Consider the following 22,324-nt stretch of genomic DNA (forward strand, 5'->3'; position numbering starts at 1 on the left):
GTTTTCTCGTTGGTTCCTGCGCGGGGGAATCCGGTGTCGAGTGCGAATCGGGCCTGCCCTCGGGTAGTCTCGCCCGCATGGCAACCGCAACGACGCAGACCCACAAACGCGAGGCGTTCAGCTCGCGGAACGTGTTCATCCTCTCGGCGATCGGCTCCGCGGTCGGCCTCGGCAACATCTGGCGGTTCCCCTACGTCGCCTACGAGGGCGGGGGCGGTGCGTTCCTGATCCCGTACCTGTGCGCCCTGCTCACGGCCGGCATCCCGCTGCTGTTCTTCGACTACGCGATCGGTCACCGTTTCCGCGGATCGGCACCGCTGGCGTTCCGCCGCATGCACCGCGCTGCCGAGCCCCTCGGCTGGTGGCAGGTGCTCATCTGCGTCGTCATCGCCGTCTACTACGCGGTGATCATCGCCTGGGCGGCCATGTACACCTGGTTCTCGGCCCAACTCACCTGGGGTGCGGGCAACGAGAACGACTTCTTCTTCATCGACTTCCTGCGCTCGGCCGACGTCGCCGAGGTGGGCGTGTCCACCGAGTTCGTGCCGCAGGTCGGCATCCCGCTCGTCGTGGTCTGGCTGATCGTGATCGTCATCATGGCGCTGGGCGTGAAGCGTGGCATCGGCCGGGCGAACATGATCCTGATGCCGTTGCTCACCATCATGTTCGCGATCCTCGTGGTGCAGTCCCTGTTCCTCCCGGGTGCGATGGACGGCCTGAACGCGTTCTTCACCCCGAACTGGGAGGCTCTGGCCGATCCCGGGGTCTGGGCATCCGCCTACGGCCACATCTTCTTCTCGCTGTCCGTCGCCTTCGGCATCATGGTGACCTATTCCTCCTACCTGAAGCGCAAGACCGATCTCACCGGCTCCGGACTCGTCGTCGCCTTCGCGAACTCGGGCTTCGAGATCCTCGCCGGGATCGGTGTCTTCGCGGCTCTCGGCTTCATGGCGCAGGCGCAGGGCACGGAGGTCGCCGGCGTCGCATCCTCCGGCATCGGACTCGCCTTCATCGCCTTCCCGACGATCGTGTCGCAGGCGACGGGCGGGTCGATCATCGGGGTGCTGTTCTTCGGGGCACTGGTGTTCGCCGGTGTCACCTCTCTGATCTCGATCCTCGAGGTGATCGTGGCCGCGCTGCAGGACAAGCTCGGCTGGGCTCGGGTGCGCACCACGCTCACGGTCGCGATCCCGCTGGCGATCATCTCGATGGCGCTCTTCTCCACGACCACGGCCTTGTCGGTGCTCGACACTGCGGACGCCTTCGTCAACTCCTTCGGCATCATGGCGGTCGCGCTGGTGGCCGTGATCATCGTGGCCTGGCTGCTGCACAAGCTGCCGGTGCTGGTGGAGCACCTGAACCGGCGCTCCAGCTTCCGTGTGGGGACGATCTGGAAGGTGCTCGTCGGCGTTCTCGCGCCGGTGGTGCTCGGATACCTCTTCATCAGCGAACTGATCGCCAAGACCTCCGAGCCGTACAGCGGCTACCCTGGCTGGTTCCTCGCGATCTTCGGCTGGGGGATGGTCATCGCGCTGGTCGTGCTGGCTCTGATCCTGTCGGCACTGCCGTGGAGCGGGCGCTCGCACGCGAAGGACGATCCCGAGTACGACGAGTTCCTCTCGAAGGAAGAATACGAACCGGATGCGGAGACCTCGGCGATCCCGCTGATCGACACGACCACGAAGGGAGCCGGCGCATGACCACGACAGCGATCGTCATGATGATCATCGCGATGGTCACGGTCTGGGGCGGCCTGGTCGCCGGGATCGTGAACCTCGCGCGCCATCCCGAGGAGTCGGAGACCGAGCCCGCGCCGCCCGTCGAACTCTGACGGTGATCGAACTCTGACGCCGATCGAGTGCGTGCGCTGATCGCATCGGACCGCAGAAGTCGGGTCGCGATGGGTACGCGACGGTGACGATGGTGAGGAAAGGAGGACCTCATGATCGGCACGCTGAACGCACTGATCGACCTGGTCGACGCGGGAGACCCGGGCCAGGAGATCGACGTGGCCTCGTTCTCGCATGAGCACGGGACCACTGAGTATCACCTGCGCCGGATGTTCTCGGCACTCGCGGGCATGCCGTTCTCGGAATACTTGCGTCGTCGTCGGATGACCCTCGCCGGGGCGGAGCTCGCTGCGGGCGCCGCGAGTCTGCTCGACGTGGCCGTGCGCCACGGGTACGGGTCGGTCGAGGCATTCGGACGCGCGTTCCGGGCGGTGCACGGAATCAGTCCAGCCGATGCGCGCCGTGACGGGGGTCCTCTCCGCACTCAACCAACGCTCCGGTTCCGCCTGAGCGTCGAAGGGAGAATCCCCATGGACGTCACCATCACCCACCAGCCCGCGCTCGTCCTCGTCGGCCACGCCGCCGAGGTCCCGTTGATCCACCAAGGCGTCAACCCGCACATCCAGGCGCACATCGCTGCGATCCCGTCCCAGGAGCATGCGCGGCTTAAGGATCTCGGCGACGCCGAGCCGTCGGGGATCCTGGCCGTCACCGCTGACATCGAACCGGACGCGCCGGAGGGCACGCTGCTCACCTATCTGCATGGCGTCGCCCTGCAGAGCACCACTCCCGTTCCGGACGACCTCGACTCCCTCCATCTCGAAGCCGGCTCCTGGGCGGTCTTCGCCGCCCGCGGCCCGTTCCCCGAGACGCTGCAGGATCTGTGGGCCGCCACAGCGACCGAGTGGTTCCCGTCGAACCCCTGGCGGCTGCGTCGCGGCCCCTCGATCGTGCGCTACCTCGAGTTCTCAGGGGACTCCGCGTCGTGTGAGCTCTGGCTTCCGGTGGAGCACGGCTGACGCTCGGCCGGGGGCGGGTGGGCATCCGCGCACCACCCGCCCCCGCCTCGCCGCCCCATGTCCGCCCCCCCGTGCGACACTGGGCCCACGGACCAGGGAGGCACATCATGGTGGCCATCGACCCCAAGAAGACGCTCGACGCGTATCGGGCGAAGCGGGGGGAGTTCCGCATCGTCGAGGTGCCGCCCCTGCAGTACCTGATGATCGACGGTGCGGGGGATCCGAACACCTCACCCGCCTACCGGGACGCGGTGTCTGCCCTGTTCCCCGTGGCGTACGCATTGAAGTTCGCGAGTCGGAGCGAGCTCGGCGTCGACACCGTGGTGATGCCCCTCGAAGGGCTCTGGCATGCACCCGACATGGAGTCGTTCACCTCCCGGCGCGACAAGTCGGCATGGATGTGGACGTCGATGATCATGGTCGGCGACCACATCACCGCGTCGATGTTCGCGCACGCTGTGGAATCCGTGGCGCAGAAGGCGGCGAAGAAGAAGGAGCCGATCCCGGCGCTGGATGCGGTGCGGCTCGAGACGCTCGAGGAGGGGACCTGTGTGCAGACGTTGCATGTGGGTCCGTTCGACGACGAGGGTCCGGTGCTCGACGACCTCCACCACCGGTTCATTCCCGAGAACGGTCTGCAGATGCGCGGACGCCACCACGAGATCTACCTGAGCGATCTGCGTCGCACCGACCCTGCGAAGCTGCGCACGCTCCTCCGGCAGCCGGTGACGCGGGGCGTCTGAGCGGTGGGAGCCGGGAACGCAAGCCCCTCCGCGGCCTCCCGCACGACGGATACGCTTCAACGATGAGCACGGTCAAACACGTGGCGCGCGTCGCCAAAGGGTCCTCCGCATTCCGGCGGATCGCCCGTGCCGGATTCGTCGTCCTCGGCCTGATCCACGTCATCATCGGGTCGATCGCGATCTCCATCGCCGCCGGCGCCTCGGGCGACGCCGACCAGGACGGTGCGATGGAGCAGATCCGCCAGAACCCGGTCGGAGGACTGCTGCTCGTCTTCGTCGCGGCCGGTCTGATCGCGCTGGCCGTATGGCAGATCGCGAGCGCGTTCCTCGCCGCCGACCCGGCAGAGACCAAGAAGTGGGGTCAGCGCGTCAAGCTCTTCGGCATCGCCCTCGCCTACCTCGTGGTCGCCGGCATGGCGCTCATCTACGCCGTGGGCGGCAACGCTGATTCGGAGACCGCCTCGAAAACCCTGAGCGCGATCCTCCTCTCGGCACCGGGAGGGGTCGCACTGCTCGTCGTGGTCGGGCTCTCCGTGGTCGGAGTCGGGGTCGGATTCGTCGTGGGCGGGTTCACCCGCGGCTTCGAGAAGCTGCTCGATCTGCCGTCGGGGGCCGCACGCGGCGGCATCGTGACGCTGGGCGTGATCGGCTACTTCGGCAAGGGCGTCGCGGTGGCCGTGACCGGGGTGCTCTTCGTCGTGGCCGCCGTCACCCAGGACCCGGAGAAGGGCGCAGGGCTCGATGCTGCACTGCACAGCCTGCTCGAGCTGCCCCTCGGCGGACTCGTCCTCGGAGCGGTGGGAGCGGGTTTCGCGGTGTACGGCGTCTTCTGCATCGCTCGGGCCCGCTTCGCGCGCATGTGACCGCGACGTCCGAGAGCGCTCAGGCGGTCGCGGGCTTCTCGCTCCACACCAGCAGGAACGCTCCGAGCGCGATCATGAGTCCTCCGCCCGACGCGCCCATCGCCTCGATGCGTCCAGGCGAGCGGCCGAACCAGTCGCGGGCGGCGCTCGCGAGGAGCACCCACACCGCATCGCAGGTCACACCGATCGTCACGACGATCGCCCCGAGCAGGAAGAGCTGCGCGGGAACGGACCCGGCATCCAGGTCGACGAACTGCGGCAGGATCGCGAGGAAGAACGCGATGGACTTCGGGTTGGTCACCCCGACGACGAAGCCTTCGGCGAACAGCCGCCAGCCCGAGCGTCGCGTGGGTGCGGATGCCATCGCTCTCGCCGCGTCCTTGCGGTGACGGATGGCCTGGATGCCGAGGAAGATCAGGTACCCGGCGCCGAGCACCTTGACGATCGTGAACAGCACGACCGACTGCGCGATCACCGTCCCGACGCCGAGCGCCACGGCCACGACGAGGAGGATGGACCCGACCGCCGTGCCCAGGATGCTGAGGAAGCCGCCCATCCGCCCGAGCGCCATCGCCCGCCCGATGGTGAACAGCACGGTGGGCCCGGGGATCACGACCATGACGAAGGCTGCGACGACGAAGGCGAGCAGCGTGTCCTGGGCGATCATGGGATGAGCCTAGACGCGGAGGCACCGGACGGTCGAGCTCCCGACCGTCCGGTGCCCGCGACCAGCGGCCGCTCGATCAGGCCGTGCCCCAGAAGCGGTCCTCGGCCTCCTGGTCCTCGCTCATCAGCCAGACCTCGGCGATCCGGCCGTCGGCGACCCGGAACACGTCGACCCCGTGCTGGTCGAGATCCTCGTGCCCCTCGCGCTGGGCGCGGAAGCGCACCGTGGCCGAGACGAGGCTGCCGCTCTCGGTCGCCGATTCGGTCTCGAGTGCGAACGTGCCGCCGCTCAGCTGCATGAAGCGACCCAGGTGCGCGAGGATCGCGTCCGGTCCGACATGGTCCCCGGACACCTGGTTCGCCCCCGGCTGGTGCCAGACGGCATCCGGATGGAAGGTCGCGGCCAGCGCTTCCATGTCTCCGGCGGCCATGGCCGCACCGTACTGTCCTACGACGTCGATAGCCGACATGATGCTCCTTCTCGATGGGTCGGTACTGTGGAGCATCCAGCGTCTCGACAGCGGCGCGGTTACTTCAACGTCACCCGGAAGGAGCGGCGAATGTCGAGCACGTGGACGGTGTTCTCCGCCAGCTGCCCCTCGCGCGCCTCGCTCGCGCGCATCGCGAACAAATGGACGGCGATGATCGTCGTGCTCCTGCACGAGCAGCCGTTGCGCTTCGGCGAACTGCACACCCGGATGGACGGGATCGCGAAGAAGGTGCTCGTCGACACGCTTCGTGCTCTCGAACGCGACGGGATGCTGGATCGCGCGGTCGGCCAAGACGGCCATTCGCGCTACCTGCTCACCCCGCTCGGACGCACCCTGTACGAGCCGCTCCAGGCTCTGCAGGTCTGGGCCGAGTCGCATGTGGAGGATGTGCGCGAAGCGCAGGACCGCTACGACGAGGTCGCCGACGCGAAGATGCTCGACGGGCACTGACCGCCTGCGCCCACCCGTCGCCCACAGGTGGGAAACTGGAACGATGAGCGTTTCTCCCGGTGTCGACGTGATCGCCCCCTTGAACGAGGCCGAGGTGCGGCGCATCCGCGGGGACTTCCCCATCCTGGGTGCGCGGGTGCAGGGGCATCCGCTCGTGTACCTGGATTCGGGAGCGACGTCGCAGCGACCGACCGCGGTCCTCGACGCCGAGCGTGACTTCGCCACTTCCTTGAACTCCGCGGTGCACCGCGGTGCGCACACGCTCGCGGCCGAGGCCACAGAGCTGTTCGAAGACGCGCGCGCCGCCGTCGCCCGGTTCGTGGGAGCCGCCGACGACGAGATCGTCTGGACCTCGAATGCGACCGAGGCGATCAACCTCGTCGCGTACTCGATGTCGAACGCGTCGCTCGGGCGCGGGGGAGCCGCCGCCGAGCGATTCCGGCTCCGCGAGGGCGATGAGATCGTGACCACCGAGATGGAGCACCACGCGAATCTCATCCCGTGGCAGGAGCTCGCGGCGCGCACTGGTGCGACGCTGAAGGTCATCCCCCTCGACGACGACGGCGCTCTGCGGCTCGACGCCGCGGCCGAGCTGATCACCCCGCGCACGAAGCTCGTCGCATTCACGCATGTCTCGAACGTGCTCGGAGTGATCAACCCCACCGATCAGCTGGTGGCCCTCGCGCGGGAGGTCGGTGCCCTGACCCTGCTCGACGCGTGCCAGTCCGCGCCGCATCTGCCCCTCGACGTCCGCGCCCTCGATGTCGACTTCGCCGTGCTGTCGGGCCACAAGATGCTCGGCCCCACCGGCATCGGCGCCCTCTACGGTCGCCGCGAGGTGCTGGCCGCCCTGCCGCCGTTCCTGACGGGCGGGTCGATGATCACGACGGTCACCACGACCGAGGCCGAGTACCTTCCGCCGCCGCAGCGCTTCGAAGCCGGCACACAGCGCGTCTCGCAGGCGATCGCGCTCGCCGCGGCTGTCGGCTACCTGACCGAGGTGGGGATGCCGCGCATCGCCGCGCACGAGGCGGCCTTCGGGCGCCGACTCGTCGACGGGCTGAGCGCGATCGACGGGGTGCGCGTGCTCGGCGCCGGAATCGATCTTCCCCGTGTGGGCCTGGCGAGCTTCGATGTCGAGGGCATCCACTCGCACGATGTGGGGCAGTTCCTCGACGACCTCGGCATCGCCGTGCGCGTCGGCCACCACTGCGCGCAGCCGTTGCACCGACGTCTGGGCGTGACCTCGTCCACCAGGGCGAGCACCTACCTGTACACGACCGATGCCGAGGTGGACGCCGTGATCGAGGGCGTCGCCGGAGCGATCGACTTCTTCCGGAGGGGCGCATGAGCGACCTGCAGAACCTGTACCAGGAGCTGATCCTGGACCACTCGCGCACGCCGCACGGCTACGGACTCCGCGAGGAGATCCCGGGGCAGTCCCACCAGCTGAACCCGACCTGCGGTGACGAGATCACCCTCCAGGTGCATCGCGACGCCGACGGCAGCGTCGAGGCTATCGCCTGGGAGGGCCACGGGTGCGCGATCTCCCAGGCCTCGGCCTCCCTGCTGGCGGAGCTCGCCGAAGGACTCAGCGTCGAAGACCTCGAGGTGCGCATCGCGGCATTCCGTGAGGCGATGCGATCCCGCGGCAAGATCGAACCCGACGAGGAGCTGCTCGGCGACGCCGCGGCCCTCGGCGGAGTGTCGAAGTACGTCGCCAGGGTCAAGTGCGCCATGCTCGCCTGGGTCGCCGCAGAGGACGCGCTGACCCGCAGCTGAGGTGCAGGATGGAGGCATGCCCCTGCACCTGACGCCTCTGCCCGCCGCGCGCTTCGACGAGTGGAGGGCGGCGTCGCGGCAGCGCCTCATCGACGGCAACAGGCGATCGGGACGACGCCTCGGTGCAGACGCGGTCAGCCACGTCGAGCACACCTTCGACGAGCTGTTCCCCGAAGGCGTCGCGACATCGACGGCGTGGGTCGCGAGCATCGTGGACGATGCGGATGGCGAGCTCGGAACGCTCCTGCTGGCCCTGAACGGTCAGAAGCTGCTCCTCCTCGACCTCGTCTTCGAGACGACGTCGACCGATGCCCGGCCCGACGATCTTCTCCACAGCATCCTGCAGATCGCCCGCGACAGGGGCGCGACGCAGATCGCCATGCCGCTCTTCCCGCAGGACGCGGCCGCACGGGCATTCGTCGAGGGACGCGGGTTCGAGGTCGCCTCGATCCAGATGGTGCTGGAGCCGCTTCCGGTGCGCGAGGTCGCCGGGCACGTCGATGTGCGGCCGATGACCGCGGAGCGCTTCCCCCGTTTCGTCGCCGCGTCTGAGGAGGGTTTCGCGCACGACCTCGTCGAGTCCGGCCGGTACACGCCGGAGGAGGCCGCCGCCGAGTCGCATCGTCAGATGCGGGCGGAGCTTCCGGACGGACTCGATACCGAGGGGCAGGAGCTCTTCACCGCCACCGTCGCCGGCACCGAGGTCGGCATCCTCTGGTTCGGCATGCGTCGGCGCGACGGCCGACCGCAGGCGTTCATCCTCGACATCGAGGTGGCGGCGGATCAGCGCCGCAAGGGGTACGGGCGCGAGCTGATGCACGCCGCCGAGCGCGAGGCCCGCCGGCTCGGCGCGGAGTCGATCGGGCTGCACGTCTTCGGCTTCAACGAGGGAGCGGTCGAGCTCTACGAACAGCTCGGCTACCGGCGCACCGAGGAGAGCCTGCTGCGCGACCTCTGATCCGCGGTCACGAGACGACTCGACGGGAATAGCCGCGCGCGCCTGACGTTGGTCCCCACATGACAACTCTCGGAATCATCGGTGCAGGACACATCGGCAGCCAGGTCGCGCGCGTGGCGATCGCGAACGGCTACGACGTGGTGATCGCCAACTCCCGCGGGCCGGAGACGCTCGCCGATCTGGTCGCCGAACTCGGCTCGAAGGCTCGGGCGGCCACCGCGCAGGAGGCCGCTGCCGCTGCCGACGTCGCGGTCGTCACGGTGCCGCTCCGCGCCATCGACGACCTCCCCGCCGAGCAGCTCGCCGGCAAGATCGTCCTCGACACGAACAACTACTACTTCGAGCGGGACGGCCACATCGAGGCCCTCGACAAGGGCGAGACGACGACGTCGGAGCTGGTGCAGCGCGCCCTCCCTGACTCGAAGATCGCGAAGGCGTTCAACCACATCTTCGCTTCGGAGATCACGTCCGACGGCACACCTGCCGGCACCCCCGATCGTCGCGCACTGGCCACGGCCGGTGATGATGCGGAGGCCGTCGCCTTCGTGACCCGCTTCTACGACGAGGCCGGATTCGACACGGTCAATGTGGGGCCGCTGAGCGAGTCCTGGCGAGTCGAGCGAGACCGTCCCGCCTACGTGGTCCGGCAGAACGCCGAGGAGCTCACCGCGAACCTCGCGATCGCGAACCGCCTGCCCTGAGCACCGGTGCGGCGGGGAGGCGGAGAGCTCCCTCGCCGCAGGGCCCGCACCCACGCGACCCTTGGGATACCAAAAGTTGAGGAACACCGCCCGGAGTGCGAGAATGCCCAGATGGCGGGGGCTATGGCAGCAGGCGGCGAACTCGAGTCGGTGAGAGTCACGCGCGTCCTTCGCGACGACATCATCCTCGGGCGGCGCAGACCGGGAGCACGGCTCGTCGAGCGCGACATCGCGGCGGAGCTGAACGTCTCCCGGCTCCCGGTTCGCGAAGCCATCCGCACGCTCGTGGCCGAGGGGATCGTCGTCGCACGCCCCCGTACCTGGGCGGTCGTGCGGGAGTTCACCCACCGCGACATCCAGGACTTCGCCGAGGTGCGCGAGGCCATCGAGACGCTGATCTTCGTCTTCGCAGCCGAGCGGCACGATGAGGCCGGGATCGCCCGCATCCGTAGAGCCTACGAACGCGAACTCGAGGCCGCTCGCGCCGAGGACTCCGAGGCGGCCAGGGTCGCCGCGGCGGAGTTCCACGAGATCGCCGTCGAGCTCGCGGCGAACGAGATGCTCGGCGAGCTCATCGCCGTCTTCCTCACGCGTCTGCGCTGGTTGTTCGGACAGCACGACGACCTGCTCGCGATGGCGGACGAGCACCGCATCATCCTCGAGGCGATGACGGCGCGCGACACCGAAGCGCTGCGTCGGATCGTGCCGGCGCACTTGGCCAGCGGACAGTCCGCAGCCGAGCGACGTCTCGCCGAGCGCGGCGATCTGAGCGCCTGACCCGTCGGGCCCACCGTCTCTCGCGGTCGGGGGACTGCAGAGACGGCTCCGGTTGTATATTGGGGCGATCGGAGTCGGTCCGGAACTGTTGCGCTGTCCTGGGGAGCGAGATGCGGAATCTTGCTGTCGCTGTCGGATGCCTCCTGCTGGTCGGTGGGATCTCGCTCGTCGTGATCGCCGACCAGGAGCGTCTGGAGTCGATCGCCGCGGTCAAAGCGGAGATCGTGAGGATCGAGCGCGCGCTGGATGAATCTCGCGGCGAGAACCTGGAGCTCGCAGAGAAGCTCACAGCCCTTCGCTCGCAGCTCGCTGATCAGGACGCGGACATCGCCGACACGACGGGATTCCTGCCGTGATCCGGCGCGTGCTGGCTGTCACGGTCGCGGCCTCCGTGCTGCTCGTCGGGGGGATGGTCGGCAGAGCCGACGCTCTCGAGAACGAGAGATCGGCAGCCATCGCGCAGCTCGAGGCCCTGAACGACCGATATCACGACGCCAGTCAGCGCACTGACTACCTCGACGCCGCCGTCGGCCGCGCGGAGCAGGAAACCGCAGAACGTGCCGCGGTCCTCGCCCTGCGCCCGGCCTTCCTCGCCGAACTGCAGGCGCTGACCACCGCGCTCCAGGGGGCGGAGGGGCGGGTGGACACGGCCACGCATCGCGCCGCCGCACTCTCGGCGCAGCAGACTGTCGTCGCAGAGAAGGAGAACCCCGACACGGTCGCCGCGGCCACGGCCACCGTCCACGCGCTCGCCGAGAAGGTGGGCACCGAGGTCGCCTCGTGGCAAGCGGCTCAGAGCTCGGGCCCCGGTGGGCCGGCATGGTCGTCGAGCGGCCCGGACGGGTATGCGCGGGTGCGGGCAGCCCTCGACCTCGTCGGGGGCGGGGGCGTCGGGCTCTACGAGTCCTCGTCGTGTGCGGGCGGCAACGCCCCGGCGTGCGCCAACAGCAACGGATACATCAAGTACCGCGCCGACATCGTGAACTGGAGCGATGGTCGGCTGACCTGGGCCATGGCGCACGAGCTCGCGCACATCTACCAGTTCCGCGTGTGGGGCTCGCTCACGTCGTCCGGAGCCTACGGGGCGCTGTTCGGCAGCGACCCCGAGTTCCTCGCCAACTGCATGGCCGTGGTGCGGGGGTACCCCGGATCGGTCAGCTGCGACGGCGAGCAGCAGGCCTGGGCCTCGGGCATCTGGGTGGGCGCCGTCCGCTGAGCGGAGTCGCTCACAGGCCCGGATCAGTCCGCCGGTGTCGTCGTGTCGATGGCGGCACGCAGCGGCCGCCGCATCACCCGCCAGTACGACGACGGCGCGACGCGGGTGAGCACATCGATCAGGCGGGCCTCGCGTCCGACCATGGTGCGCGCGGAGCGTCGTTCGGTCGCCCGGACGATGCGCGCCGCCGCGTCCGCGGGCTCGGTGTGATACATCCGGGCCTGCGCGGCGGCGGCGCGGGCGGCCATGGCCGGATCGATCGCGGCGGCGTACCGCCCGTGCAGGATGATGCCGGTGCGCACGCCCGCGGGGTAGACGGCGCCGACGCTGACCGAGGTGCCCTCCAGCTCATGCCGCAGTGCCTCGGAGAAGGCGCGCACGGCGAACTTGCTCACGGCGTAGGGGATGCGTCCGGCGGGGGCGGCGAGTGCGTAGACGCTCGCCAGGTGCGTGATATGCGCGGCCGGAGCTGCGCGGAGCGCGGGGAGGAGTGCCTTGGTGATCGAGACCGTGCCCCACAGGTTCACATCGGTGAGCCAGCGCATCTCCTCCATCGTGAGCTGGTCGATGTCGCCGAGCATCGATGATCCGGCGCACGTGATCAGGGCGTTGATGCGCGGGTGCCTCTCGGCGATGCTCGCGGCGGCGGCGAACACGGCGTCGTCATCGCGCAGGTCGACCACATGCGTCGTCACGTGGGCGTCGGTGAGTTCCGCGGCGATGGTCGCGAGCGCCGCGGCGTCGTGATCGATGAGCGCGAGGTGAGTTCCTCGACCGGCGAGCAGGCGCGCGATGTCGGCGCCCATCCCGTTGGCGGCTCCGGTGATCACGGTGGTGCTGCCGGTGAGGTCGAGGTGCTTCATGTGGCTCCTGCGGCGCGCGATCCGGGTGTGAACCCGCGGATGTCGGATGGGTGGGGCAAGCTGATTCCGAACCATTCTGGCCGACACCGGGCCGCAGTGATACCGGTACGCTCAAGGAGAGGAGGTACCGGTGGGACGGACAGCGGATGCCATCGCCGAAGGCGTTGCGATCGCGACCGCTGCTGCGCGCCTCGCGGTGAAGAACCACATCCTCATCGGCACCATCGCCGAAGACGGTGTCTTCGACATGGACAAGTACATCGACGATGCGCGTGAGGCGCTTCGCGCCATGGCCGAGGAATCGGAAGAGGCTGCGGCCACCGTCACCGCCCTCCGCAAACGCGCGAGAGGTCGGCACTCCGATCCGGTGGGAACGCACGACTATCGCGACCGCGATGTGCGCAACCTCCGCCGTCGGGCCAAGCAGTCCACGGGTGTGGCCGTGCGTCTGCGCGAGATCATGCAGGACCGCGAGCGCCTCGCCGAGATCGTCGAGGAGGCGAGAGACGCCGCCTGGGCCGACGTGCGCCACAACCTCGATCGTCGCCTGCGCGTCGAAGGCATGCGTCCCGATCAGGATCCCGACTACAACCGCATGCGCGAAGCGCGTATGCAGGCGCTTCGGCTCGTCGATCTGCAGGCGCTCTCGTCAGAGCAGAGAGCCAAGGCCAAGCGGCGGAAGAAGCAGCAGAAGGCGGCCTCGGCCGACGAGTGAGGCCTCGTTTCGCTTTCCCGTCGCGACTGTTGTAGGCTGTTCTACGGCCCGCTGAGCGGGCTGGGCGCCCGTAGCTCAATGGATAGAGCATCTGACTACGGATCAGAAGGTTAGGGGTTCGAGTCCCTTCGGGCGCACACTGTGTTGAGACAGTAAAGGAACGGCTTCCACTTCGGTGGGGGCCGTTTCTGCGTTCAGAGCAGGCTCGTGATGGCCGGGTCGCGGTGCGCGACCTCAGCGGCCGTGGCGACGATGACCTCGCGGATCGCGGCGACGGCGACGGCAGGGGTCACATCCGCACGGTGGGCGAGGCTCACGGTGCGGGTCATCATCGGATGCGTCAGTCGAACCGACCGCAGGGCGGGCCGATCGAGCAGCACCATCGCCGGGACCACCGCGACACCGACACCGCGCTCGACGAAGCGCAGCACCGCATCCATCTCGGCGCCCTCGAGCACGTGGGTGGGCCGGAGCCCCTCCGAGCGGAAAGCGGCATCGGTCGTCGCGCGGAGCTCGTAGGTCTCGTCGAGAGCAATCAGCGGGAGCGTGGCGAGGTGGGCGAGGCTCATCGCGGGCATGGTCGAGACCGGCGGCTCGGCGGCGGCGGAGATCACGACGAGCTCTTCGGCGAGCAGCGGGGTGCGCGTGAGGCTGAAGCCCGAGGGCGGTGGGCCGTCGGATTCGGTGATGAGGGCGATGTCGACGGCGCCTACGGCGAGCTGTTCGACGAGCCGGCGGGAACCGCTCTCGGTCAGATGCAGATCGACGCCCGGATGACTCGCGTGGAAGGAGCGGATCGCCTCGGCGACCAGGCTGATGCAGAGCGTGGGCGGCGCACCCAGGCGTACGCGTCCGCGGCGGAGTCCTGCCAGCTCGCCCATCTCGTCGCGGATGGCATCGGCCTCGGCGAGCATGCGCTGTGCGCGGGGGAGCAGCGTCTCGCCCGCAGCCGTGAGGGCGATGTGGCCGCGTGCGCGGTGGAACAGCTCGGCGCCGAGCTCGCGTTCGAGCGTCGAGATCTGCCGGCTCAGCGACGGCTGTGCCAGGTGCAGGTGCTCGGAGGCGCGGGTGAAGTGTCCGAGACGCGCGACCTCGACGAACCCGCGGAGCTGCTCGAGGTTCATGGCCATAGCCTACCCGCATCGTTTCCAGTCGAACTATGCATTGGAGTTATTAGGATCGCCTAACTAGCGTGGATCGCATGGCTACGCGCGAACGACAGATATCCACCACGGTCCTCGTCATCGGCACCGGCGGCTCCGGGCTGCGGGCGGCGATCGAGATCGCCGAACACGGTGTCGACGTGCTCGCCGTCGGCAAACGCCCGAGGCAGGATGCGCACACCTCGCTCGCCGCCGGCGGCATCAACGCGGCGCTCGGCACCATGGACGCGGATGACAGCTGGCAGCAGCACGCGGCCGACACCATCAAGGAGAGCTACCTGCTCGCCAACCCGCACACGGTCGAGATCGTCACTCAGGGCGCCGAACGCGGCATCCGCGACCTCGAGCGCTGGGGCATGGACTTCGCCCGCGAAGACGACGGTCGCATCTCCCAGCGCTTCTTCGGTGCCCACACCTTCCGCCGCACGGCCTTCGCCGGCGATTACACGGGCCTGGAGATCCAGCGCACTCTGGTGCGCAAGGCCGAGCAGCTCGAGGTCCCGATCCTCGATCACGTCTACATCACGCGCCTGCTCGTGCGCGACAACGTGGTGTTCGGGGCCTACGGCTTCGACCAGGCCGACGGCACCCGCTACCTCATCCACGCCGACGCCGTCATCCTCGCCGCCGGCGGACACAATCGCATCTGGCGGCGCACCTCCTCCCGCCGCGACGAGAACACGGGTGACTCCTTCCGTCTCGCCGTCGATGCGGGCGCCAGGCTCCGCGACCCCGAGCTCGTGCAGTTCCACCCGTCCGGCATCATCGAGCCGGAGAGTGCAGCGGGCACCCTGATCTCCGAAGCGGCTCGCGGGGAAGGCGGCATCTTGCGCAACGCTCTCGGCGAGCGGTTCATGGCGAAGTACGACCCCGAGCGGATGGAGCTGTCGACGAGGGACCGCGTCGCGCTCGCCGCGTACACCGAGATCCAGGAAGGACGCGGCACCGAGAACGGCGGCGTCTGGCTCGACGTGTCGCACCTGCCCCGAGAGACGATCATGACCCGTCTGCCCCGCGTCTACCAGACGATGATGGAGCTGCAGATGCTCGACATCACGACAGATCCGATCGAGATCGCCCCGACCGCGCACTATTCGATGGGCGGCGTCTGGGTGCGATCGGAGGACCACCAGACCGACGTCGACGGGCTCTACGCAATCGGCGAGGCCTCCAGCGGATTGCACGGCGCGAACCGCCTGGGCGGGAACTCGCTCATCGAGCTTCTCGTCTACGGGCGCATCGTCGGGCAGGCGGCCATGGAGCATGCGGCGGGTCTCGACGCCCAGCGTCGCTCGGCGTCGGCGGTCGCCGAGGCCCGCGCCGAGATCGATGACCTGCTCGCCGCGGAAGGACGCGAGAACGTGCGTGCCCTGCAGCGTGCGATCCGCAACCTCATGACCCGGTACGCCGGTGTGGTGCGCTCGGAGGAGGGGCTGCTGGCAGGCCTCGCCGACCTCGACATGATCGAGGGGCGCATGGAGGACATCGGCATCCACCCCGACATCGCGGGCTTCCAGGACCTCGCGCACGCGTTCGACCTCAAGGCCTCAGCGCTCGCCGCCCGCGCCACGCTCGAGGCCGCACTGGAGCGTCGCGAGACGCGCGGATGCCACAACCGCAGCGACTTCCCCGACAGCGATCCCACGCTGCAGGTGAACCTGGTGTGGTCGCCGAAGGACGGCGTGACCCGGGAGGCGATCCCCGAGATCTCGCCCGAGATCGCCGAGCTCATGCGCGAGGTCGACATCACGGGCAAGCTCGTCGAGTAGTCGCGGACCCGACTCGCTCCGGGTCGCACTTTCTGCCGTCCGATCTCCGATCAGGCGGCAGAAAGTGCGACCGGAACCGGCTCGCCGGGGCGACGCTCAGTCGGCCTGCGGCTCCTCGGTGTCGATCACGCCGATGCCGACGGCCTCATGATCGGGCTCGGCCTCGTCGCGCTGGGGTGCTTTGGGTTCCTCGCCCGGAGCCTTCTCGGTGCTCGGCTCCTGCAACTGCTCGGTGCTCGGCACCTCATCGGGGTCTGCCTGCTCAGCGGACTCGGCCTGTGCGGGGGAGGCATCCGGCGCGGGCGACTCCGCCGTCACCTCTCCCGCATCGGCGCCCGATGAGGGTGTGGGTGTGGGAGCCTGCGTCTCGGGAGACGGTTCCTGCTCGGGTGTGCTGTTCGTCATGATCGTCCCTTTCGCGATGTCGTCGCCATCAGGATGCCGTCGCAACCGCACCGGATGAAGGGGCTTGACGCGGCCTCAGAAGTGCATCTGCTTTAGCGTGCCGTACTTGATCAGCAGCTCCTCGAGAGCGTCGCCGTCTTTGTACTCCACGCGCACGGTCTTGCCGGTGCCGCCCGCGAGAACGATGTCGGGACCGTTAGAGAACAGCAGCGTCGACCAGGGCGAGGTGAACACGATCGCCCCTGCGGCATCCCTGGCCGTGACGCCGTCGGCATCAAGCGCGATCTCGACGATCTTGTCGGACCCCTTCACCGGGAAGACGGCGGGGAACTCGCTTCCCTCCCATTCGCGGAAGTAGGCGCTCAGGCCGATCTTCGCCTGCGGGAAGCCGGCACGCAGACTGCGTCCGATCCGCGAGACATGCACCTCATGCTCGGCGCGTTCTCCCTGATCATCGGTGATCGCGACCGTGACGGTCCCGCCGATCGGGTAGGTCTGCCGGAACAGCTCCTCCTGGCGCTTGTCATCCGGTGCCAGGTCGCTGCTCTCCAGGAACGGCTGCTCGCCGATCCACCCGGTGCGCACGCTCCAGGTGCGGGTCGTCGCCTTGCTCTTCTTGCGCGAGCTGAGAACGCCGAACACGACGATCAGCACGAGCACGAGCGCGCCCGCCGCGAGGAACAGCAGGATCCCGGTGTCATCACTCATGCGATCAGGTTAATGGGGGTGAACTGAAGAGGGGAAGGCGGCGTACCCTGGACGAGTGACTGCGTACGTCTCGGCCTTCGACCTGTTCTCCATCGGAGTGGGGCCCTCGAGCTCCCATACGGTGGGCCCGATGCGCGCGGCCCTGGACTTCGTCCACCGGCTCGGCGCGAGCCAGACGCTCAGCGCGGTGTCGCGGATCGAGTGCACGCTGTTCGGTTCGCTGGGAGCGACCGGTATCGGACACGGAACGCCGGATGCCGTCGTGGCGGGGCTGCGGGGATTGTCGCCGGAGAGCTGCGACCCTGCGGAGGTGCGTTCGGCCTGGACCGAGTACCCGGCGGGTGAGCCGCTCACTCTCGATGGCCAGCAGCAGATCCCGTTCGCGAAGACCGACATCGTCTTCGCGCCACGCACCAGGCTGCCCGGTCATCCGAACGCCATGACGATCACCGCGTGGGACGCCGCCGGCGCGACGATCGCCGAGGAGACCTACTACTCGATCGGCGGAGGCTTCATCCGGCGTGAGGGGGAAGAAACGTCGATCACCTCTGCCGGCTTCCCCTATTCCTACGCGGATGCCGCGTCGCTGCTCGCCCTCTGTGACGAGAACGGACTGTCGATCGCCGAGGTCGCGCGACTGAACGAGACTGCGGTGCGCAGCGAGGAAGAGGTCGCTGCCGGGCTGGACGCGATCTGGAATGCCATGTCGGCGTGCGTCGATGCCGGCCTGCACTCCGACGGTGTGCTGCCCGGCATGCTCAAGGTGAAGCGGCGGGCGAGCACGATCCGTGCGCAGCTCGATGAGGTCGAGGCCGACGGGCACCGTGAACTCCCCGGCGAATGGCTCGGGGCTTTCGCGCTCGCGGTCAACGAGGAGAACGCGGCGGGCGGGCGCGTCGTCACTGCACCCACGAACGGTGCGGCCGGCATTCTGCCCGCCGTAGCGATGTACTGGTGGCGGTTCCTTGCCGACTCCGGGCTCGGTGCCGGCAATGCCGTGACGCCCTACGGCGAGCTGGTCGGAAGTGCGCTGCTGGGCTTCGGCCCTGACGGTCGCAGCCTCGCCGCGCAGGTGGATGCCGACCTCGATCCCGAGCAGACGGCCGAGGCCAACCGCCGCCGTGGCATCCGACGTTTCCTGCTGACGGCGACCGCTCTCGGCTCGCTGTTCAAAGCGAACGCCTCGATCTCGGGGGCGGAGGGCGGATGTCAGGCCGAGGTCGGATCCGCCTGCGCGATGGCCGCGGGTGGCCTCACCGCGGTGATGGGAGGCACGAACCGTCAGATCGAGAACGCGGCCGAAATCGCGATGGAGCACCACCTCGGTCTCACCTGCGACCCGATCGGCGGGCTCGTGCAGATCCCGTGCATCGAGCGCAACGCGATCGCCGCCTCGACCGCCGTGACCGCCGCGCGTCTCGCGCTGCGCGGAGACGGCAGCCACTACGTGTCGCTGGATGCCGTGGTCGAGACGATGCGCCAGACCGGCGCCGACATGTCGACCAAGTACAAGGAGACCAGCGAGGGCGGACTCGCGGTCAACGTCATCGAGTGCTGAGCGCCACTGGCGCGCCGTGTCGGTAGTCGCGGATAGCCTCCTCGGAGACCGACCGAGGAGAGTGTGATGGATCCGTTCTGGGACCCGCGCAGCAAGCGCCGGCCCCAGCAGCCGGTCGTCGCCGTGCATCCGACCGATGACGCGCCCACGCCCGGCGCGCAGTGGCCCACAAGCATCCCGGCCGTCGCCCAGGTGCTGCGGGAGGGTATCGATCTCGACCCCGGAGTGACATTCCTCGTCGGCGAGAACGGCAGCGGCAAGTCGACCATCGTCGAAGGGGTCGCGATCGCCTACGGATTGTCGCCCGAGGGCGGGTCGCGCCAGGCGAAGCACAGCACGCGCCCGACGGAGTCGCCGTTGTCGGAGTGGTTGCGGCTCCAGCGTGGCGTGGGTGCGAACCGGTGGGGTTTCTTTCTGCGCGCCGAGACGATGCACTCGTTCTACACGTACCTGGAAGAGAACCCCTCGCCCCGCGGCGACGTCGCCTTTCACGAGATGAGCCATGGCGAGTCGTTCCTCGCGCTGCTGGAGAGCCGGTTCGATGAGCCGGGGTTCTACTGCCTCGATGAGCCCGAGGCCGCACTGTCGTTCTCCTCGACGCTCGCGCTCATCGCCGTGCTGCAGCGCATCGTCGACGAGGGGGGCCAGGTGCTGTGCGCCACGCACTCTCCCGTGCTCGCCGCGTTGCCCGGGGCGCGCATCCTCGAGGTCGGTGACTGGGGCATCCGCTCCGCCGAGTGGAACGACCTCGAACTCGTGAATCACTGGCGGTCGTTCCTCGACTCGCCTCCGCGCTACCTGCGTCATCTGCTCGACTGACCTCGGCTCGATCCGCGGCGCACGTCGCAGGCTGGCGAGTCGTTTCACGCCAGCTGCGGCACCGCGCGGCAGCACTCACGCTGCGGCTGCGCACGCATTGAGACGCCGGCCGAGGCCCCTCTCAGTGAGTGGAGCGTCAGCGGGCGGAGCGGTTCTTGGTGTGCCTGGTCGGTGCGGTGGCCCAGGGATCCTCGGGCCACGGGTGCTTCGGATACCGGCCGCGCATCTCGGCGCGCACCTGGGCATACGGGCCCGACCAGAACGAGTTCAGGTCATCGGTGACCGCGAGCGGGTGTCCGGCGGGGGACAGCAGATGGAAGAGCACCGGCACACGCCCGTCGACCAGCCGGGGAGTCTCGGCCCACCCGAAGCACTCCTGCAGCTTCACCGCGACCACGGGCCGGGCGTCGGGGTCGTCGGGCGCCGGGTAGGCGATGCGGATGCGGGAGCCGGTGGGAACTTCCAGACGCTCGGGCACGAGCTCGTCGAAACGCACGGCCTCGGGCCACGGCAGCAGTCGGCGCAGCGCCGACGTCAGATCCAGTCGCGCGGCAGGAGTGCCGGACGCCAGTGCGTCGAGCTCCGGCGCAAGCCAGGCGTCGAGGGCGGCGAGCAGCCCGGCGTCCGAGACATCCGGCCACGGCGACCCCAGTTCACGATGCAGCAGCGCCAGACGACGCCGCAGCTCGGTGGCGGTGGCGGACCACGTGAACATGCCCAGCCCCTCGCGCTGCAGCGCGCGGCGTACGGCGTCGCGGCCCTCTTCGGCCGATGCGCGCACCGGTGCCGAGGAACGCAGGATCGCTCCCACGCGCCGCTCGCGTCGTGCCTGCAGGCGACCTGCGACGAACTCTGCCTCGACGCGGTCGGTGAGCAGGTGGCTCGCCGCGTGCTCCATCTGCTCCTCGGTGAGCATCGCCGCCGACCGGACGATCGCCCCGGATCCGGCGGACCCGCGCCCGGACGCGCGCGCGACGTCGGCGATGGCCAGCCACTCGACCGCCGCGAGCGGGCCGGTCACTCCCGCGCGGGTGCCGGATGCCAGCAGGAAAGTCGCCCCGTCGGCCGAGCGGTCCACGCGACGCGCGACGCGCTCAGGGAAAGCCAGCGCGATCACGAGGCCGACGCCGTCGAGGTCGGAGCGCAACCCCGGTGTCGCCGTGCTCAGACGCTCGAGACGATCCGCGTCGGTGCGCCAGCGGCGGGCATCCGCCGTGCGTCCGCCTCGCAGGGCGATGAGTGCCTGCGCGACATCGGAGTCCGCGGAGCGCAGGTCGCCGCCCACCAGCGCGACGACCTCGGCGGCGAGTCGAGCGCCCACCGCTGGACCGCCATCACGCAGCGCGCGTGCGAGCCGCGGATCGGTGGGGATGCGGGCCAGGGCGCGGCCCTCGTCGGTGGCGCGGCCCTCATCGTCGATCGCGCCGAGTCCGTGCAGCACCGTGATGGCGTCGGCCAGGCTGTCAGCGGGCAGGGGGTCGATCAGCCGCAGACCGGCACCGCCCGGCGCACCCCAGCACGCGAGTAGCAGGGCCGCATCAGCCAGGTCGCTCGACGCGATCTCCGGTGTCGGGCGGGCGGGGGCGGCGGCGTAGGTGCGTTCGTCGATGCAGCGGACGACGGTCCCCGGCCCCTGGCGAGTGCCGCGGCCGGCGCGCTGCACGCTCGACGAACGGGAAGCCGCGGCGGTCACGAGCCCCGTCATCCCGCGCGCCGCGTCGCGCTGAGGCGTGCGCGCCAGGCAGGTGTCGACCACCAGCCTCACACCGGGCACGGTGAGCGAGGACTCTGCGAGCGAGGTCGTGACGATGATGCGGGTCTGCTCGTCCTGGCGGCGCCCGCGGATCACGGCATCCTGCTCGGACGCGGGCATGCGACCATGCAGCTCCCGCACGTCGAAGGCGTCGGTCGTGTCGCGGATGCGGCGGGCGATCTCCGACACCTCGCGGGCGCCCGGCGCGAAGACCAGCACATCGGCCGCGGGGTCGTCGCGGCGCAGCTCCCGAGCGGCGGATGCGGTGGTCCGCGCGACGTGATCCAGGAACGCCCAGGTGACACCGCGCTCGTCGAGGCGCGGTGCAGGGCTCGGAGCCCAGCGCTCGGTGAGGGGGAAGGCGGGAACATCGTGGTCGACGATCGGGGCTGGTTGCTCGTCGACGCCGAGGACGGAGGCGATGCGCGCGGCGTCGAGGGTGGCCGACATGGCGATGAGGACGAGGTCGTCTCGCAGCTCGCGTACCTCCGAGAGCAGGCCGATCAGGAGGTCGGTCTCGAGCGCGCGCTCGTGCACCTCGTCGATGATCACCGCATCGACGCCCTGGAGGCCGGGATCGTTCAGCAGCCTCCGCAGCAGGACGCCGGCCGTGACGAATTCGACCCTCGTCTCCTTTGCGACCGCGCGCTCGCCTCGGACGGTGAACCCCACACGAGTGCCGAGCGGGGAACCGTCGAGCTGTGCGAGCCGGCGCGCGGCGGCCCTGGCGGCGACGCGACGCGGCTGGGTGACGATGACGCGGCCGGTCGAACGAGAGGCGAGCAGCGGTGGCACGAGCGTCGTCTTGCCGGTGCCTGGTGGCGCGCTCACCACCGCTGACGTGCTCGTGTCGAGCGTCTGGGCGAGCTCGTCGAGGGCAGCCGCGAACGAGAGTCCTGCGCCGATGGTGGCGAGGTCGAAGGCAGCTGACGTCATCGTCCCAGTCTGCCCGGTCGGCGTCGTCCGGCGTCGTCCACAACTCAGGACGGTTGCGTCCGATGCGGTCAGATCCGGCATTCTGGCCGGCCGCCGGCGACGAATCTCCTGAGTCAGCGATGGGAAAGGGGAGCCCGCACGAAGACAGCGGATGCCGCGACCGGAAGGGCCGCGGCATC

At 69.3% G+C, this 22,324-nt stretch carries 24 protein-coding genes and 1 tRNA gene; 18 read left to right on the forward strand and 7 right to left on the reverse strand.

The genetic code is table 11. From position 1 onward, the window contains the following. Nucleotides 1-77: 77 nt before the first annotated feature. The 5 genes from ASC55_RS14260 to ASC55_RS14275 all read left to right on the forward strand — a co-directional run bounded on the left by ASC55_RS14260 (nt 78) and on the right by ASC55_RS14275 (nt 4,415). Nucleotides 78-1,700, forward strand: coding sequence for a sodium-dependent transporter (locus ASC55_RS14260; protein ID WP_055869823.1), 1,623 nt, complete (start codon nt 78-80; stop codon nt 1,698-1,700). Continuing rightward, nucleotides 1,697-1,831, forward strand: a complete 135-nt coding sequence (locus ASC55_RS17405; protein WP_082524373.1) for a methionine/alanine import family NSS transporter small subunit — start codon at nt 1,697-1,699, stop codon at nt 1,829-1,831. Before ASC55_RS14260 ends, ASC55_RS17405 begins: the two co-directional genes overlap by 4 nt. 111 nt (nt 1,832-1,942) lie before the next feature. Further along, on the forward strand, nt 1,943-2,809 hold the full coding sequence (locus tag ASC55_RS14265) for an AraC family transcriptional regulator (RefSeq protein WP_055876884.1): 867 nt from the start codon (nt 1,943-1,945) through the stop codon (nt 2,807-2,809). A 107-nt stretch (nt 2,810-2,916) separates the two neighbouring features. Beyond that, nucleotides 2,917-3,552, forward strand: coding sequence for a GyrI-like domain-containing protein (locus tag ASC55_RS14270; RefSeq protein ID WP_055876887.1), 636 nt, complete (start codon nt 2,917-2,919; stop codon nt 3,550-3,552). A 62-nt stretch (nt 3,553-3,614) separates the two neighbouring features. Continuing rightward, complete coding sequence (locus ASC55_RS14275; RefSeq protein WP_055869829.1) at nt 3,615-4,415, forward strand: DUF1206 domain-containing protein; 801 nt, start codon at nt 3,615-3,617, stop codon at nt 4,413-4,415. 19 nt (nt 4,416-4,434) lie between these two features. Here ASC55_RS14275 and ASC55_RS14280 read toward each other — a convergent pair whose 3' ends face one another. Together ASC55_RS14280 and ASC55_RS14285 are read right to left on the reverse strand one after the other, a co-directional pair. Next, a complete protein-coding gene (locus ASC55_RS14280) occupies nt 4,435-5,082 on the reverse strand; it encodes a LysE family translocator (RefSeq protein WP_017828038.1) in 648 nt (215 codons plus the stop codon). Nucleotides 5,083-5,158: 76 nt separating this feature from the next. Further along, nucleotides 5,159-5,551, reverse strand: coding sequence for a nuclear transport factor 2 family protein (locus ASC55_RS14285; protein ID WP_055876889.1), 393 nt, complete (start codon nt 5,549-5,551; stop codon nt 5,159-5,161). A gap of 90 nt (nt 5,552-5,641) precedes the next feature. Between ASC55_RS14285 and ASC55_RS14290 the strand changes: the two genes are divergently transcribed. The 8 genes from ASC55_RS14290 to ASC55_RS14325 all read left to right on the forward strand — a co-directional run bounded on the left by ASC55_RS14290 (nt 5,642) and on the right by ASC55_RS14325 (nt 11,456). Further along, nucleotides 5,642-6,022: a winged helix-turn-helix transcriptional regulator gene (locus ASC55_RS14290; protein WP_055876892.1), complete on the forward strand. Its 381-nt coding sequence runs from the start codon at nt 5,642-5,644 to the stop codon at nt 6,020-6,022. 43 nt (nt 6,023-6,065) lie between these two features. After that, nucleotides 6,066-7,373 (forward strand): aminotransferase class V-fold PLP-dependent enzyme, encoded by a 1,308-nt coding sequence (locus ASC55_RS14295; protein WP_055869838.1) that lies wholly within the window; start codon nt 6,066-6,068, stop codon nt 7,371-7,373. Next, nucleotides 7,370-7,804: a Fe-S cluster assembly sulfur transfer protein SufU gene (gene sufU, locus ASC55_RS14300; RefSeq protein WP_055876895.1), complete on the forward strand. Its 435-nt coding sequence runs from the start codon at nt 7,370-7,372 to the stop codon at nt 7,802-7,804. Before ASC55_RS14295 ends, sufU begins: the two co-directional genes overlap by 4 nt. A 16-nt stretch (nt 7,805-7,820) precedes the next feature. Continuing rightward, nucleotides 7,821-8,762 (forward strand): GNAT family N-acetyltransferase, encoded by a 942-nt coding sequence (locus tag ASC55_RS17410; RefSeq protein WP_082524374.1) that lies wholly within the window; start codon nt 7,821-7,823, stop codon nt 8,760-8,762. A 59-nt stretch (nt 8,763-8,821) separates the two neighbouring features. After that, entirely contained in the window at nt 8,822-9,463 is a 642-nt protein-coding gene (locus ASC55_RS14310; protein ID WP_055876898.1) for an NADPH-dependent F420 reductase, read from the forward strand. A gap of 111 nt (nt 9,464-9,574) precedes the next feature. Then, nucleotides 9,575-10,240, forward strand: a complete 666-nt coding sequence (locus ASC55_RS14315) for a GntR family transcriptional regulator (RefSeq protein WP_235563390.1) — start codon at nt 9,575-9,577, stop codon at nt 10,238-10,240. A gap of 110 nt (nt 10,241-10,350) precedes the next feature. Further along, nucleotides 10,351-10,596: a hypothetical protein gene (locus ASC55_RS14320; RefSeq protein WP_055869848.1), complete on the forward strand. Its 246-nt coding sequence runs from the start codon at nt 10,351-10,353 to the stop codon at nt 10,594-10,596. Further along, nucleotides 10,593-11,456, forward strand: coding sequence for a hypothetical protein (locus ASC55_RS14325; protein ID WP_055876904.1), 864 nt, complete (start codon nt 10,593-10,595; stop codon nt 11,454-11,456). The genes ASC55_RS14320 and ASC55_RS14325 overlap by 4 nt, the downstream gene beginning before the upstream one ends. A gap of 23 nt (nt 11,457-11,479) precedes the next feature. Here ASC55_RS14325 and ASC55_RS14330 read toward each other — a convergent pair whose 3' ends face one another. Then, nucleotides 11,480-12,319, reverse strand: a complete 840-nt coding sequence (locus ASC55_RS14330) for an SDR family NAD(P)-dependent oxidoreductase (protein ID WP_055876907.1) — start codon at nt 12,317-12,319, stop codon at nt 11,480-11,482. A 130-nt stretch (nt 12,320-12,449) separates the two neighbouring features. Here ASC55_RS14330 and ASC55_RS14335 point away from each other — a divergent pair, with 130 nt between their 5' ends. Then, entirely contained in the window at nt 12,450-13,034 is a 585-nt protein-coding gene (locus ASC55_RS14335) for a hypothetical protein (protein ID WP_017828049.1), read from the forward strand. Between the two features lie 64 nt (nt 13,035-13,098). Next, nucleotides 13,099-13,171, forward strand: a tRNA-Arg gene (locus tag ASC55_RS14340). 57 nt (nt 13,172-13,228) lie between these two features. Here the strand turns inward: ASC55_RS14340 and ASC55_RS14345 are convergent. Further along, on the reverse strand, nt 13,229-14,164 hold the full coding sequence (locus ASC55_RS14345) for a LysR family transcriptional regulator (protein ID WP_017828050.1): 936 nt from the start codon (nt 14,162-14,164) through the stop codon (nt 13,229-13,231). Nucleotides 14,165-14,235: 71 nt separating this feature from the next. On the opposite strand from ASC55_RS14345, the gene ASC55_RS14350 reads away from it, so the two are divergent. Continuing rightward, entirely contained in the window at nt 14,236-15,966 is a 1,731-nt protein-coding gene (locus ASC55_RS14350; RefSeq protein WP_055876912.1) for an L-aspartate oxidase, read from the forward strand. A 96-nt stretch (nt 15,967-16,062) separates the two neighbouring features. Here ASC55_RS14350 and ASC55_RS14355 read toward each other — a convergent pair whose 3' ends face one another. Continuing rightward, nucleotides 16,063-16,371 (reverse strand): hypothetical protein, encoded by a 309-nt coding sequence (locus tag ASC55_RS14355; protein ID WP_055876915.1) that lies wholly within the window; start codon nt 16,369-16,371, stop codon nt 16,063-16,065. A 75-nt stretch (nt 16,372-16,446) separates the two neighbouring features. Continuing rightward, nucleotides 16,447-17,079, reverse strand: coding sequence for a hypothetical protein (locus ASC55_RS14360; RefSeq protein WP_055876918.1), 633 nt, complete (start codon nt 17,077-17,079; stop codon nt 16,447-16,449). Between the two features lie 55 nt (nt 17,080-17,134). Here ASC55_RS14360 and ASC55_RS14365 point away from each other — a divergent pair, with 55 nt between their 5' ends. After that, the gene (locus ASC55_RS14365; RefSeq protein WP_055876921.1) at nt 17,135-18,637 is read left to right on the forward strand and encodes an L-serine ammonia-lyase, iron-sulfur-dependent, subunit alpha; all 1,503 of its coding nucleotides are present in this window, start codon (nt 17,135-17,137) and stop codon (nt 18,635-18,637) included. Between the two features lie 66 nt (nt 18,638-18,703). Further along, nucleotides 18,704-19,456, forward strand: coding sequence for an AAA family ATPase (locus ASC55_RS14370; protein WP_055876924.1), 753 nt, complete (start codon nt 18,704-18,706; stop codon nt 19,454-19,456). Nucleotides 19,457-19,592: 136 nt separating this feature from the next. Here ASC55_RS14370 and hrpB read toward each other — a convergent pair whose 3' ends face one another. Beyond that, on the reverse strand, nt 19,593-22,145 hold the full coding sequence (gene hrpB, locus ASC55_RS14375) for an ATP-dependent helicase HrpB (protein WP_055876927.1): 2,553 nt from the start codon (nt 22,143-22,145) through the stop codon (nt 19,593-19,595). Between the last annotated feature and the right edge of the window lie 179 nt (nt 22,146-22,324).

The sequence above is a fragment of the Microbacterium sp. Root322 genome (genome assembly GCF_001425645.1).
GTDB classification, from domain to species: Bacteria; Actinomycetota; Actinomycetes; order Actinomycetales; family Microbacteriaceae; genus Microbacterium; species Microbacterium maritypicum.

Coding starts and splice junctions, on each gene's coding strand:
- ASC55_RS14260 (WP_055869823.1), top strand. CDS start 78: ATGGCAACCGCAACGACGCAGACCCACAAACGCGAGGCGTTCAGCTCG.
- ASC55_RS17405 (WP_082524373.1), top strand. CDS start 1,697: ATGACCACGACAGCGATCGTCATGATGATCATCGCGATGGTCACGGTC.
- ASC55_RS14265 (WP_055876884.1), top strand. CDS start 1,943: ATGATCGGCACGCTGAACGCACTGATCGACCTGGTCGACGCGGGAGAC.
- ASC55_RS14270 (WP_055876887.1), top strand. CDS start 2,917: ATGGTGGCCATCGACCCCAAGAAGACGCTCGACGCGTATCGGGCGAAG.
- ASC55_RS14275 (WP_055869829.1), top strand. CDS start 3,615: ATGAGCACGGTCAAACACGTGGCGCGCGTCGCCAAAGGGTCCTCCGCA.
- ASC55_RS14280 (WP_017828038.1), bottom strand. CDS start 5,082: ATGATCGCCCAGGACACGCTGCTCGCCTTCGTCGTCGCAGCCTTCGTC.
- ASC55_RS14285 (WP_055876889.1), bottom strand. CDS start 5,551: ATGTCGGCTATCGACGTCGTAGGACAGTACGGTGCGGCCATGGCCGCC.
- ASC55_RS14290 (WP_055876892.1), top strand. CDS start 5,642: ATGTCGAGCACGTGGACGGTGTTCTCCGCCAGCTGCCCCTCGCGCGCC.
- ASC55_RS14295 (WP_055869838.1), top strand. CDS start 6,066: ATGAGCGTTTCTCCCGGTGTCGACGTGATCGCCCCCTTGAACGAGGCC.
- sufU (WP_055876895.1), top strand. CDS start 7,370: ATGAGCGACCTGCAGAACCTGTACCAGGAGCTGATCCTGGACCACTCG.
- ASC55_RS17410 (WP_082524374.1), top strand. CDS start 7,821: ATGCCCCTGCACCTGACGCCTCTGCCCGCCGCGCGCTTCGACGAGTGG.
- ASC55_RS14310 (WP_055876898.1), top strand. CDS start 8,822: ATGACAACTCTCGGAATCATCGGTGCAGGACACATCGGCAGCCAGGTC.
- ASC55_RS14315 (WP_235563390.1), top strand. CDS start 9,575: ATGGCGGGGGCTATGGCAGCAGGCGGCGAACTCGAGTCGGTGAGAGTC.
- ASC55_RS14320 (WP_055869848.1), top strand. CDS start 10,351: ATGCGGAATCTTGCTGTCGCTGTCGGATGCCTCCTGCTGGTCGGTGGG.
- ASC55_RS14330 (WP_055876907.1), bottom strand. CDS start 12,319: ATGAAGCACCTCGACCTCACCGGCAGCACCACCGTGATCACCGGAGCC.
- ASC55_RS14345 (WP_017828050.1), bottom strand. CDS start 14,164: ATGGCCATGAACCTCGAGCAGCTCCGCGGGTTCGTCGAGGTCGCGCGT.
- ASC55_RS14350 (WP_055876912.1), top strand. CDS start 14,236: ATGGCTACGCGCGAACGACAGATATCCACCACGGTCCTCGTCATCGGC.
- ASC55_RS14355 (WP_055876915.1), bottom strand. CDS start 16,371: ATGACGAACAGCACACCCGAGCAGGAACCGTCTCCCGAGACGCAGGCT.
- ASC55_RS14360 (WP_055876918.1), bottom strand. CDS start 17,079: ATGAGTGATGACACCGGGATCCTGCTGTTCCTCGCGGCGGGCGCGCTC.
- ASC55_RS14370 (WP_055876924.1), top strand. CDS start 18,704: ATGGATCCGTTCTGGGACCCGCGCAGCAAGCGCCGGCCCCAGCAGCCG.
- hrpB (WP_055876927.1), bottom strand. CDS start 22,145: ATGACGTCAGCTGCCTTCGACCTCGCCACCATCGGCGCAGGACTCTCG.